This is a genomic window from Halosimplex rarum (assembly GCF_047715405.1).
GTDB lineage: Archaea > Halobacteriota > Halobacteria > Halobacteriales > Haloarculaceae > Halosimplex > Halosimplex rarum.
Genome location: NZ_CP180412.1, coordinates 94222 through 107547 on the forward strand (window position 1 = coordinate 94222; position 13326 = coordinate 107547).

Consider the following 13326-nt stretch of genomic DNA (forward strand, 5'->3'; position numbering starts at 1 on the left):
CTCGTAACGGTCGGCTACCGGATCGCGTCCCTCGACTCGGATGGGGTGTCAACTGGCAGATCGGCGGGGCGCGGCCCCGTGGTATCGCGCATTCACTGCGGCGTTTTCGCGACTGTTCCTCAATCATCTCGCAACTACATTCGGAGTATCTGTGAGTATCTCCGCGCAAACCGCCCGCATCGGACACCGGACGCGCAAGTACCCTTTTAGCGGTAGATACGGCTTACCCGGAACATGGTCAACGGTACCCAGAACGGATCGGGTGGGAAGAACGAACCTACCGAGCGTACGGAGGAGTTACCGACCTCCGATCGCTGGTTCGGTCGGCGCACGTTCCTCAAGGCGGCGGGCGGGGCGGCGGCGCTCCCGCTGCTCGCCCGGCGCGCGAGTAGCGCGCCGACGACGCATCACCTGGAGATCGTCTCCACGGAGGCGACGAGCGAGATCAGTAGCCTCGACGTGACCTACGAGTTCACCGCGACCGGCGAGATCACGCCGGACGCGGACAACGGACGCAACTCCAGCGAGGAGAACGACTCGGTCACGCAGAACAGCGACGGCACGTGGACGGCCACGGGCAAGACCGGCAACGGCTTCGGCGACGCGTTCACCTTCTCGGGGTCGGTCACGGACTTCGCCGCGCAAGGCTCCTACGAGCTTATCCTCGACGGCCAGCCCGTCACGGCCGATGACCTCGTCTCGGACCCCCGCCACCACATCGAGGTGCTGACGACCGAGGACCCCTCGGAGCTGGACTACACGTTCACGACGACCGGCGAGATCGCCCTCGATACGGACAACGGGCGGAACTCCGCGGCCGGCAACGACTCGGTCAGTCAGAACGACGACGGCACGTGGACCGCCGACGGCTACACGGGCAACGGCTACGGCGACGCCTACTACTTCGAGGGCGACCTCGTCGACTTCGGCCCGGTCGAGGACTTCGTCGAGATCTACGTCGACGGGACCCAGATCGACCTCTCGCAGTTCCAGCCCGAGCGCCACCACATCGAGGTGCTGACCACCGAGGACCCCTCGGAGCTGGACTACACGTTCACGACGACCGGGGAGATCACCAAAGACACCGACAACGGCACGAACTCGGCGGCCGGTAACGATTCGGTCAGTCAGAACAGCGACGGCACGTGGACCGCCGACGGCTACACGGGCAACGGCTACGGCGACGCCTACTACTTCTACGGGGAACTGACGGCGTTCGGCCCGGTCGAGGACTTCGTCGAGATTCGCATCGACGGCTCGCGGATCGACGTCAGCCAGTTCGAGAACACGATCGAAGAGACGACGAGCGGCGGTTCGAACGACCACAACCTGGGCGGCGGCGAGGGGTACCCCGACACGGTCCCCCGGTCGGAGGCGGACGTCGTGGTCTCCACGCTCGACGGACTGATGGACGCGTTCGATTCGGCGTCGAGCGGCGACGTCGTCTACGTCGCGGGCGACGCGACCATCGACGCCTCGTCGGTGACGGGCACCGACAACCTGGTCGTCCCCGCGGGCGTGACGCTCGCCTCGGACCGCGGCATCGACGGCGCGCCCGGCGGCGAGATCTCCACGGACGTCATCGACTACTCGCACATGATGTCCGCCGAGCGCAACGCGCGCGTGACGGGCGTTCGGATCACGGGTCCGCTCTGGGAGTACGTCGAGTACAGCAAGCCCGTCTCCAGCGGCCTCACGGTCAACGGCTCCGGCGTCGAGATCGACAACGTGGAAGTGTACGGCTTCAACCACGCCGGCATCAAGCTCAACGCCTCCGCGCACATCCACCACAGCCACGTCCACCACAACTCGATGGACGGCCTGGGCTACGGGATCATGTGCTACGGCGGCCAGGACACACTCGTCGAGCACAACCGCTTCAACTACAACCGCCACTCCGTTGCGAACGAGGGCACCGCCGGCTACGAGGTCCGCTACAACCGCTTCGACGGCAAAGCGATCGCCTATCAGGTCGGCACCCACCGACCCGGCGGGACCACGCTCAGCATCCACCACAACACGTTCGTCCCGACCGAGCACCTCAACGACGGCGTCGACCCGAGCTGTCACGTCACCATCCGTGGCGTCCCGGACGACGTGGCGGACATCCACCACAACTGGTTCCACAACCCGAAGGAACCCCTCGACAGCCCGGACATGTGGACCAACGAGGCCATCGTCCAGGCCCACGTCGACGAGTGGAGCAGTGTCGAGTACGCCAACAACCACTACGGCTCGGACGAACCGTCCGCGGACGTCGGCTGTCCCCGGTAGGCTCGCCGGCCCGTTCTCTGCGGTTCCGCAACGCCTGTCACCCGAGCGGCTGTCGGTTCCGGCGTCCCCGACGCGCCTCGGCCCCGGTGGCGTTGGCCCGTCCTTGCTCGCCGCGCGCACGGTCGTCGACACACCGCGCCCCCGGAGGCGGCCCGCGTGCCGAGACCGGCCGCAAGCGCAGTAATCGCGTCTTACTCGCCGCGAAACCGGTGATTTCCGGCGGCCGTGCGACCCGTCGGACCGCGCCCGCTGAGTAGGACATTCTTACGGAAGCGTGACCCAACCCGCAATCAACCCGGGGATTCCCGCAGGTAAGCGGGCGGAAACCGCGCGTTTCCGGCATCGCTGCCGCAGATACCCTTTTCTTCGAAGCGGAAACTTACCGCGGTGTGGCGCTCAGTAATCAGGACGGAACCGCGGACGACGGATCGCAGACGAAGCATACCCGGACGCAGGCGGCGCGTACCGACGACCGACGCGGTCGAACTGGTGGGTTCGGTCGGCGGTCGTTCCTCGCGGTCGCCGCTTCGGCAGCGGCCGTCCCGCTACTCGGTGGGGGCGCACAGGCGGCCCCGGACGCGCGTCGCGTCGAGATCGTGAGCACCGGGCCGGAGCCTGCGGCCTACGAGTTCACGGTGACCGGGAAGATCGACCTGGTCGAAGGGACTACCGAGCCGAACGACGCCGTCACCGAGAACGCCGACGGGTCGTGGACGGCGTCGGGACAGGTCGCCGACGGTGGACGCGACGCCTTCATCGTCGCGGGGGAGATCACCGACTTCTCGCCGGAGAAGGGGGCGTTCGAACTCCGCGTCGACGGGAGCGCGGTCGACTCGTCAACCATCGGCGGCGAGGACGCGGACAAGACCGACTCCACTCCCACCGGCGGCGAGGGCGAGGGCGAGAGTGAGGGCACGACCGACCTCGAGTCGCCCGAACTGCTCGGCGGCGGCGAGGGCTACCCGAACGCGGTCGCCGAATCCGAGGCCGACGTCGTGGCCTCCACGCTGGACGAACTCGAACAGGCGCTGAACAACGCCGGCAGCGGCGACGTCGTCTACGTCGCGGGCGACGCGACTATCGACGCGACCTCCGCGACCGGGACGGAGCGACTGACCATCCCCTCGGGCGTCACGCTCGCCTCGAACCGCGGTATCGACGGCGCGTCCGGCGGGGAGATCAAGACCACCGTGATCGACTGGGAGTCCATGCTCTGGGCCGAGAGCGACGCGCGCGTGACGGGCGTCCGGATCACGGGTCCGCTCTCGGAGTACGTCGAGTACGAGAAACCGGTCTCCAGCGGCCTCACCGTCGAGGGGTCCGGCGTCGAGATCGACAACGTCGAGGCCTCCGGGTTCAGCCACGCCGCGATCAAGCTCAACGCCTCCGCGCACATCCACCACAGCTTCGTCCACACGAACTCCATGGACGGTCTGGGCTACGGGATCATGTGCTACGGCGGCCAGGACACACTCGTCGAGTACAACCGCTTCGACTTCAACCGTCACTCGGTCGCCAACGAGGGCACCGCCGGCTACGAGGTCCGCTTCAACCGCTTCGAGGGCAGGGCCATCGCCTACCAGGTCGGCACCCACCGCCCGGGCGCGACGACCCTGAAGATCCACCACAACACGTTCATCCCGACGAAGCACGTCAACGACGGCACCGACCCGAGCTGCCACGTCACCATCCGTGGCGTCCCGGACGACGTGGCGGACATCCACCACAATTGGTTCCACAACCCGAAGAAGCCGCTCGACTCGCCCGACATGTGGACCAACGAGGCCATCGTCCAGGCCCACGTCGACGAGTGGAAGAACGTCGAATACAGCGACAACCACTACGGTCCCGACGAGCCGTCCGCCGACGTCGGTTGCCCCCGGTAAGACGGTCTTACTCCTGAGACGCCGCCGGAACCGGCCACTTCGGGATCAGAGATACCCGAGTTCTTCGAGCCGGCTCGTCATGCGCTGTTCGGCTTCCTCCGAGACGTCGTCCTCGCCGAGTTCGCGCTCGCGCGCGACGTGCTCCTCGACCATCTCTTCGAGCCGCGCGGCCACGTCGGGGTAGTCCTCGACCACGTTGTGTCGTTCCTTCGGGTCCGATTCCAGGTCAAACAGCTGGCGGACGTTGCGGTCCCGACCCGTGACGAACTTCCAGCCGTCGTAGCGGACGCCGTCGAGCCAGCGTCCCCGCTCTTGCTCCGAGCCGACGCCGCGCATGTACGCCGGGCGGTGTTCGATGCGGCCGTCGAGCAGGTCCTGTCCCGACACCTCGGAGGGCGAGTCGAGCCCGGCGGCCGACAGCAGCGTCGGGAACACGTCGACCTGTCGGACCTGGTCGCCGACGCTGCGGCCCTCGGGGACGCCGGGGCCGGCGAGGGCGAACGGCACGCGCGTCAGATAGTCGTAGACGTGGTAGCTGTGGCCGACCCGGTGGAAGGCGTTCGGGAAGTCGACGCCGCTGAACCGGCGCAGCGAGTTGTAGAAGTCCTCGAGTTCGATTCCCTTCGCGCGGAGGGCCTCCTCGACGTCGCTGCGGACGTGTCTGGTGCGCTTGCCGACGAGGGGGATCGGGACCTGATTGAGGCCGATCACCGCGGCCTTGTGGCGGAGCGTCCCGTCGTGGATGGTCTCGCCGTGGTCGCCGGTGACCGCGACGATCGTGTTCGAGAGGTCGATATCCTCCAGCAGGCGTTCCAGTTTCTCGGCGACGCCGCGCACGCTGGCGTCGTACTCGATCTCGTCGTCCGTCGCGTCCGGGGGCAGGTCACGGTGGACGTGCGCCTCCCAGAGGTGGAGGTACTCGAACCAGGGGTCGGAGGCGGCTTCAATGTCGGCCCGCAGCTCGTCGAACCAGTCGGTGTAGACCGTCACGTCCCGCGTCCGGTACTCGTAGCTGTCGAAGCCGGCGTCGAGACCCGTGTCGGCGGTGATCGGTCCCGTGACGTGCGCGTTGGTCTCGTAGCCGGCGTCGTCGAACACCTCGGCGAGGGTCGTCACGTCGTCTTCGAGGGTGAAGTCGCGCAGCGAGAGGACGCCGTGGTCGGGCGGGTACGAGCCGGTCATGTAACTCGAGACGCAGGGAGTCGTCGAAGAGGCCGCCGCGATCATCGTGTCGAAGGTCGTCCCCTCCCGGTCGAAAAAGTCGAAGAGGGGCTTCTCGCAGCCGTGCTCTCCAAGCGCGAAGTCGCTCCGGAGCGCGTCGACGCACACGAACAGCACGTTGGGGCGATCAGTCGTCATGTGGAGTCCGACCGGGCTCTCGCAGTTAGATATGAAGCGCATACCGGGGCGGTAACCGCCGGACGCGAGGGTAACAGGTGTTTAACAACAGGGTGTCGACCGAAACGAGGGAGTGATGACTCACGCACACGGACCCCGAGTAGCCACCGGGCGGTGCGCTCGACGCAGCGGCGATCGAGCAGCGACGGTCCATCGATCGGGACCGGGGAGCGCCCCGCGGGATCGTCGCCTCGCGTCGAATCGGCAGCCGACCGGACCGACCGGCGCGCACCTCTGACAGCGAATGGACCTCAGGGATTCGGTCCTCAAGCTGTTCTCGGGGCGCCTCGTCGTCGCAGTGGTCGAGTTCGCGGCGATCGCCGGGTTCACGCAGGCGCTCGGGACGGGCCCGATGGGGTCGTTCTTCGTCTTCCAGGCGGTCATCGGGATGATCGGGGTCCCGGTCGACCTCGGCATCTCGAAGGCCGTCGAGAAACAGCTCTCGGCGGACGAACCGCTCGGCGAGATCCTGACCACGTCGATCGCCGTCAAGGGGCTACTGGCGCTCCCGTGGCTCGTCGCGCTCGTGATCGCGACGCCGCACGTCGAGCGGTACGTCGGCGTCGAGGGCGTCGTCCCGTTCATCGTCGTCGGCCTCGCGGTGACCCAGAGCCGCGCGCTGGGGCTCCGTACCCTGGCCGGACAGCTCCGGGTCGACGAGAACGCCTTCCTGAAGGTGATCGGGAAGCTCGTCTGGGTGGCGAGCGGGGCCGCGCTCATCTACGTCGGGTGGGCGGCGAAGGCGATGATCACGGCCTACATCCTGGGGCGGTTCGCGACGCTCCTCGCGGCGCTCGTCAAGGCGGACCTGGCGGTGAGCGCGCCGAGCGTGGCGCGGGCGCGGAGCCTGATCGACTTCGGCCGGTACGTGTTCGTCGGGAGCGTCAGCGGGTTCGTCTACCAGTGGATGGACGTCGCCATCCTGCGGCTGTTCGTCCCGGTGTCGATGGTCGGCGCCTACGAGATCGCCTGGCGCGTCGCGTCGGTCGCGATGATGCTCACCGAGGCGATCCGCACGTCGCTGTTCCCGCAGATCTCCCAGTGGCACGCCGACGACCGGCTCGACGAGATCGAGTCGGCGTTCCGCCAGTGGCTCCAGATCCCGCTGTACCTGACGATCCCGGCGTTCGCCGGCGCCGTCGTCCTCGGCCGGGAAGTCCTCGGGACGCTGTTCGGGGCCGACGTCGTCCTCGCCTACCCGGTCCTCGTCGTCTTCATGGCCGAGAAGATCCTGCGGTCGGTCCAGCTGGTGCTCGGCCCGTCGCTGTACGCGATGGACAAGCCGGTGCTGGGCTACCGCGGGAGCGTCGCCGCCATCGTCACGAACCTCGTGTTGAACTTCGCGCTCATCCCGCAGTTCGGGATCATCGGCGCCGCCGCCGCGACCACGCTGAGCGCCGCGACGGCCGCCGTCGTCGCGATCACCTACGTCTCGCGGTTCGTCGACATCGTCGTGCCCTGGCGGCGGGTCGCCTGGAGCGTCGCGTCGGCGGTCCTCATGGCCGCCGCCGTCGCGGGACTCAAGCCGTATCTCCCGGGCGGCGTCCCTCGCGTCGCGCTCGGCGTCGCCGCGGGCGCTGCGATCTACTTCGCGCTGCTGTTCGCCAACGAGGGGATCCGCCTGGAGATGCGCGGCGCTATCGAGGACGTCACCGGATCGTCGCCCTGACGTCCGGCGGCCGGTTCGTCTTGAACGGACCTCGCCGAACGACCGAATGTCGCCGCTGTTCCATCCCGCGTTACGCCTTCTATTCGCCGCAGTCGGTCCCGAACGACTGGATCCCGCCGGGTGCGCGAATCGGTAGATCCGGCGATTACCGCGCGTAGCCGCATCATTACAATAGGAGATTGCGGGGTGGATAGGGGTGTGAACGGGTACGATATCAGATCGCGATCGAGGGGTTCGAATCACTCGGTCGGGCGGGACCCCGCCCGGCCGCGCGCAGCGATACGCGCCGCGCTGTCGGCGGTACTGCCGGTGGTGCGCTAGATGGTTCGAACGCTGCAGCTGGTCACGTCCCGCAGGCCCTTTTTCGAACAGCAGGTGGAGGTGCTCGAACGCAACGGGGTCTCCTGCACGGTCGTCCCGGTGCCGGGCGGCACCCGCGAGCGGTCGCTCGCGGACTACGTCCGCTTCTACGCCCGGGTCCTCGAGGCGGCCTCGGGCCCCGACTTCGACCTGGTCCACGCCAACTACGGCCTGACCGCGCCCGCGGCGCTGGCTCAGCCCATCCGGCCGGTCGTCCTCTCGCTGTGGGGCTCGGACCTGCTCGGTCGCTACGGAACCGTCAGCGAACAGTGCGCGCGCCTGGCCGACGCGACCGTCGTCATGTCCGAGGAGATGGCGACCGACCTCGACGGCGACTACACGGTCGTTCCCCACGGGATCGACACCGACCGCTTCGCGCCCGAACCGCAGGACGATGCGCTCGAAGCCGTCGGCTGGGACCCAGCGGCCAGCCACGTCCTCTTCCCCTACGACCCCTCGCGGGAGGAGAAGAACTACCCGCGCGCCGAGCGGGTGGTCGAGCGAGCGAGCGAGGCTGTCGACGACGAGGTCGAGTTACACGCGGTGTCGGGCGTCCCCCACGAGGACGTCCCGACGTACATGAACGCCGCGGACGCCATGATCCTGCCCTCCGAGCGGGAGGGGTCGCCGAACGCGGTCAAGGAAGCGCTCTCGTGTAACCTGCCGGTCGTCGCGACGCCGGTCGGCGACGTGCCGACGATTCTCGACGGCGCCGACGGCTCGCACGTCGGCGACACCGACGAGGGGCTCGCAGACGCGCTCGCCGAGGTTCTCACCGCGACGGACTCGCCGAACGGCCGCGAGCGGGCGCGGGAGTTCGGCCTCGACCGGATGGGGCGTGACCTCCTCGGCGTCTACGACAGCGTCCTCGACGGGGGGGCAGCGACGTGAACACGCACCCGACGACGTGGCTTCGGACGGGCCGTCTCGATGCCGTGATCGCCGCGCTCGGTCTCGTCGTCGCGCTCGGCTTGCTTCCGCTGGCGTTCCTCTCCTCGGAGGCGTACGTCCGGTCGGTCCCGGTCGTCCTCGGCCTGGGCTGCCTGCTGTACCTGGTCTCGATCCGCCGCGACGTCTCCGCCGACCGCGCCAGATGGACGGTCGGGGGGAGCGGCGTCGCCGCCGCGGAGCTGACCGGGATCGGACTCGTCGCCATCACGGTCGCCGCGGCGCTGGCCGGGACGCGCACCCTTCGGGTGATCCTCCTGGCCGGCGCCGTGGGGGCGTTCATCCTCCTGCAGATCGTCTTCCTCTCTGACGACGCCCTCGACGAGCGACTCGTGCTCGTCCAGATACTCGCCCACGCGTTCGTGGTGCGGTTCACCGGCCTGTTCACGACCGCGGGATTCATCGGCGTCGACAGCTGGGAGCACGTCACCCAGTTCGCGGCGTCGGTGCAGGAGGCTGGCTCGCTCGCACCCCTCGCGGGCGGGAAGTACTACTTCGCGCCGCTCCACCACCTGGCGAACGTCGTCGGGTCGGAGCTGCTGGGCGTGTCGCTCCGGACGAGCCTCTACCTCGTCCTCGGGAGCGTCCTCGTCCTCTCGGTCCTGCTGGTGTACGGAACGGCGAGGTACTTCGTGGACGTCCGCTGGGCGCTGTTCGCGACCGGCGCGTTCGCGATGACCGACCAGGCCGTCCGCTGGGGGATGCACATCATCCCGACGAGCCTCGGCCTCGTCCTCTTCCTGGGGATCGTGTTCGCCGTGACGCGGCTGCTCCACGCGGAGACGACTCGCGCCGACTGGGCGGTGCTCCTCGGACTCATCGTCGCGATCACGCTCACGCACCAGGTGTCGGCGTTCGTCTCGCTCGTCTTCGTGGGGTCGGCCGTCCTCGCGCAGGTGCTGGTCAACCGCGTCGATTGGATCACGCCGGCCGACCAGTACGCCGGCGGCGGCGACCTCGGGTCGACCTCGCTGGAGACTGGCGAGTCGGCCGACCCGGTCACCGACGGCGCGTCTCGCTCGCTCGCCGACACCGTCCCGCTGCACGGCGCGTTCGCGTTCCACCTCGTGTTCACCGGCGCGATCTGGGCGATCACTCCCTGGAGCGCCGGTGAGCGCTTCCTACCTCGCATGATCGGCCTGGTCTGGTACACGCTCCAGACGTCGGCGGGCTTCCTGAACCTCGTTCCGTCGGGCAGCAGCGCGAGCGGAGGAGGCGGTGGCGGGGGATCGTCGGCGCTAGCGGCTCAGGTGGCACCCTACGTCGACGCGCTCGGCTTCCTCGTCCTCCTGTTCGCGGCGATCCTCGGCAGCCTCGCGCTGGTCCGGCGCCACCGCTCGCCCCAGGCGTCGCACACGATCGTCATCGCGATCGGCGTGATGCTGTTCTTCTCGCTGGGGCTACCGCTGTTCGGGATCCGGACGTTCCTGCCCGGCCGGTGGTACGCCTTCGCCTACGCGCTGATGGCCGTCGTCGGCGCCGCCGGGCTCCGCTACATGGGGACGCAGTTCTCCACCCGCGCGGTCGCCGCGCTGCTCGTCGTTCTCATGCTCGCGTTCCCGTTCGCGATGATCGCCGGCAAGAAGGCCACCCTGGACGACCCGACGTTCGACGAGCAGTGGCCGAAGTACTCCTACACGGAGTCGGAGATCGCCGCGATGGGGACGATCGGCGAGACGACGCCCGGGACCGAGGACGCGATCTACACGGACCACCCCTACCAGACGGCGTTCAAGAGCAGCGGCGCCTTCTTCGGGTTGCCGATAAACCTCACCAGCATCAGCGAGGCGGGCCCGCCCCACGACCGGACCGTCTACCGGACGTATCAGTCCACGGGCGCGCCCCAGTTCACCACCGAGGACGGAGTCGTCGTGACCCGGCAGATGAGCCGGGAGCAGATCTGTCCCGAGGCGAGCAGTCGCGTCTACGACAACCAGGAAGCGGAGCTGTGTACCCGACCGGGGGCCTGAACCGATGAGCTACGAGACAGACACCGGACGATACGGCGTCGGCGACCTCGCCGCGGTCGTCGCGCTGGTCGTCGTCTTCGACGCAGTCGTCGCACTGTCGCTCGACCTCCCGGCGCTCCGGTTGGCGCTCGGCCTGCCGGTGCTCCTGCTGGCGCCCGGCTGGGCCGTCGTCGCCGCGCTCTACCCGCGGGGCGGCGACGGCGACGACCCGAACCGGACGCGCGCGTCGTCCACGCCGAGTCGCGGCGCGTCGACCGACCCGATCAGCGACGTCGTGCGGTTCGTGCTCGCGGTCGTCGCGAGCGTCGCCGTCGTCGTCGCCGTCGCCCTGGGGGTCAACGCCAGCCCGTGGCCGATCCGCCCGCTTCCGATGCTGGTCGGGATCACCCTGGCGACCGTTCTCGCCGCGGCCGTCGCGGCCTACCGCCGGCTCTCGCTGCCCGAGATGATGCGGTACCGTCCGTCGGTCCCGTGGCGACCGGTCGCCCGCGCCGCCCGCCCGCGGCTCTCGGCGACGTTCTTCCTCGGGCTCGTCCTCGTCGCCAGCGTCGTCGGCGCGACGGCCGTCCTCGCGACGAGCGACGCCGTCCGGGCCGGCACCGACGACCAGTTCACCGAGTTCGCGGCGCTGACCGCCAACGGATCCGGCGAGTACGTCACCGCGAACTTCACCGACACCGTCGAGGCCAACGGGTCGCTGTACTTCGAACTCGCCAACGACGAGGGCGCCCGGACCGACTACACGCTCGTGTTCGTCCGGGAGACCGTCGCCGTCGAGAACAACGAGACCGTCGTCCAGTCGACGACCGAGCGGGACCGGCGCTCGGTGACGGTCGACGCCGGCGACACGCGGCGGGTCGAGTTCGAACCCCGGCCGTCCGGCGAGAACAGCACCGTCCGCCTGCGGGCGTACCTCTATCGCGGCGACGCGCCTGAGGATCCCTCGCCCGCCTCGGCCTACCGGTCGGTGCGGATCTGGTACGACGAGACGCCGCTCGACCCCGCCGAGTAACGCGGTCGCCGGACGCCCCGCTGGCGCTTCGCGATTTCTGCGTTCAGCCGCTCATTCTCCGACCGATTCCGCCGGATCGACGACGTCGCCGGTCGCCGGCGTGACGCCGACCTGATCGCACAGGTCGACGAGCGGACAGGCCTCTGGGTCGTCGAGACACGCGGGCTTGCGCGCCTTGCAGTACTCGCGGCCGAACTGGATCATCGCCGTGTGACCGAACCCACATTTCTCGGCGGGGACCTCGCGCTCCAGCGCCTCGCGGACGCCCTCGTGATCGGCGTCGGCGGGCGCCAGCCCCATCCGGCGGGCGATGCGGTGGACGTGCGTGTCGACGGGGAAGACGCCGCCGCGTCCGCCCGAGAACAGGAGCACGCAGTCTGCCGTCTTCGGCCCGACGCCGTTCATGTCCAGCAGCGCCGACCGGACCTCCTCGGGGTCGCCCGTCTTGACGAACTCGTCGAATCCCGCGGCGCCGCCGTACTCCTCGCAGATCCGCTCGGCCAGCGCGACGATGCGTTCGGACTTCTGGTTGTACAGCCCCGCCGCGGAGATGGTCTCGGCGAGGCGCTGCTGGTCGGCGGCGGCGAGCGATTCGGCCAGGTCGGGTCCGCCGACTCGCGGGTCGCTCTGCTCCCCGCTCGTTCGTTCCGAGGCGCTACGCGCCTCGTCCTCCCCGCCGGGCCCGTAGCGCTCCATCAGAGAATCGTGGGCCGGTTGGCTCGCCACGTCGGAGGTGTTCTGGCTCAGCACTGTGCGGACGAGACACTCGAAGCCGTCGCGGCCGCCGTAGGCCTTCTGCCAGTACAGCTCGCCGAGGCGGTCGACGACGGCCTCGGCGCGGCTTTCGGCCTCGGCGGGTTCGAAGACCGCCGCTTCGCCGCCGCCCGCCGCGCCGCCGCTGATGTTCTCCTCGGGTTCAGGGTCGTCCGTCGCGCCCGCGTCCCCTGCGTCGTCGCTCATGTCTGCTCGTCGGGACCGAGTCCCCATAACCGTCCCGCGTCACTCGTTCGGCGGTGTGTCGGATCGACAGCTCAGGCCGGATCGACACGCAGGGTGAGCGTCGCGTCGGCGCCGTCGGCGAGCGCGGCGACAAGGTCGCGGTCGACGTCGGCGGCCGCGCCGGACGCGCCGACCATCACGGTCCGGTCGTCGACGTAGTCGCTCGTCCGGATCACGTGGCTGCGCTCGTTCTCGAAGGAGAAGTCGGGGTGGCCCCGGCCGGTCACCTCGTGGGTGTGACCGTCGGCTTCGATGATCGCCGTGATCGTCGCACCGTGGGCCTGACAGGCGTCGAGAAATGCGTCGGAGAAGTCCGCGGGGACGCGGTCGGCCTCGACGGCGAGGATGCAGTCGCCGGCGGGAGTGAGGAAGTCGTCGCTCGTGAACTCCAGGGTGCTGACGTGCTCGGCGGTGACGTTCTCGTGGCCGTGCGCGCGGACCACCTCGACGAGTTCGTCGGCCGAATCGTCGCGGGATCCGTCGGCGCTGGCCGGTTCGGCTCCGTCGCTGGCGTCGTTCATGTCCGCCGATTCGGGCGCGCGCACTTCAGGGAGTCGAAGTCGGCCGTGCGCCGCTCGTCGAGTGTGACTCGGCCGCGCGACGCGTCCGCGTGTCGTCGACCGGGCCGCTCACTCGTCGGGCGCGGCGACGGTGACCGTGACGTGGCCGCACTCGCACTCGTAGGCGCGGCGTTCGCCCCCCTCGGTGCGGAAGACGAGCATGCACGAGCCGTCGGTGAGCTTCCGCGAACAGTTCGCCGCCTCGCACCGGCAGACTATCTCGCTCAACATACTCGGCCGTTCGCCCCGG

General features: G+C 69.2%; 10 protein-coding genes. 6 read left to right on the forward strand and 4 right to left on the reverse strand.

Annotated features, from left to right (window positions below):
• The first annotated feature begins 234 nt into the window (after window positions 1–234).
• Together ACMGFH_RS00400 and ACMGFH_RS00405 are read left to right on the forward strand one after the other, a co-directional pair.
• Entirely contained in the window at window positions 235–2274 is a 2040-nt protein-coding gene (locus ACMGFH_RS00400; RefSeq protein ID WP_415380801.1) for a right-handed parallel beta-helix repeat-containing protein, read from the forward strand.
• 389 nt (window positions 2275–2663) lie between these two features.
• Complete coding sequence (locus ACMGFH_RS00405) at window positions 2664–4160, forward strand: right-handed parallel beta-helix repeat-containing protein (RefSeq protein WP_415380802.1); 1497 nt, start codon at window positions 2664–2666, stop codon at window positions 4158–4160.
• A 45-nt stretch (window positions 4161–4205) separates the two neighbouring features.
• Here ACMGFH_RS00405 and ACMGFH_RS00410 read toward each other — a convergent pair whose 3' ends face one another.
• Window positions 4206–5519 (reverse strand): sulfatase, encoded by a 1314-nt coding sequence (locus ACMGFH_RS00410; protein ID WP_415380803.1) that lies wholly within the window; start codon window positions 5517–5519, stop codon window positions 4206–4208.
• Between the two features lie 283 nt (window positions 5520–5802).
• On the opposite strand from ACMGFH_RS00410, the gene ACMGFH_RS00415 reads away from it, so the two are divergent.
• The 4 genes from ACMGFH_RS00415 (at window position 5803) to ACMGFH_RS00430 (ending at window position 11517) form a co-directional block, all read left to right on the forward strand.
• Entirely contained in the window at window positions 5803–7227 is a 1425-nt protein-coding gene (locus tag ACMGFH_RS00415; protein WP_415380804.1) for an oligosaccharide flippase family protein, read from the forward strand.
• Window positions 7228–7548: 321 nt separating this feature from the next.
• On the forward strand, window positions 7549–8478 hold the full coding sequence (locus ACMGFH_RS00420) for a glycosyltransferase (RefSeq protein WP_415380805.1): 930 nt from the start codon (window positions 7549–7551) through the stop codon (window positions 8476–8478).
• Window positions 8475–10505 (forward strand): hypothetical protein, encoded by a 2031-nt coding sequence (locus tag ACMGFH_RS00425; protein ID WP_415380806.1) that lies wholly within the window; start codon window positions 8475–8477, stop codon window positions 10503–10505. Before ACMGFH_RS00420 ends, ACMGFH_RS00425 begins: the two co-directional genes overlap by 4 nt.
• Window positions 10506–10509: 4 nt before the next feature.
• Window positions 10510–11517 (forward strand): DUF1616 domain-containing protein, encoded by a 1008-nt coding sequence (locus ACMGFH_RS00430; protein ID WP_415380807.1) that lies wholly within the window; start codon window positions 10510–10512, stop codon window positions 11515–11517.
• 51 nt (window positions 11518–11568) lie between these two features.
• Here ACMGFH_RS00430 and ACMGFH_RS00435 read toward each other — a convergent pair whose 3' ends face one another.
• The 3 genes from ACMGFH_RS00435 to ACMGFH_RS00445 all read right to left on the reverse strand — a co-directional run bounded on the left by ACMGFH_RS00435 (window position 11569) and on the right by ACMGFH_RS00445 (window position 13307).
• Window positions 11569–12477: an endonuclease III domain-containing protein gene (locus tag ACMGFH_RS00435; protein WP_415380808.1), complete on the reverse strand. Its 909-nt coding sequence runs from the start codon at window positions 12475–12477 to the stop codon at window positions 11569–11571.
• Window positions 12478–12548: 71 nt separating this feature from the next.
• Window positions 12549–13037 (reverse strand): DUF371 domain-containing protein, encoded by a 489-nt coding sequence (locus tag ACMGFH_RS00440; protein WP_415380809.1) that lies wholly within the window; start codon window positions 13035–13037, stop codon window positions 12549–12551.
• 108 nt (window positions 13038–13145) lie between these two features.
• Window positions 13146–13307, reverse strand: coding sequence for a hypothetical protein (locus ACMGFH_RS00445; protein ID WP_274324071.1), 162 nt, complete (start codon window positions 13305–13307; stop codon window positions 13146–13148).
• Window positions 13308–13326: the final 19 nt, after the last annotated feature.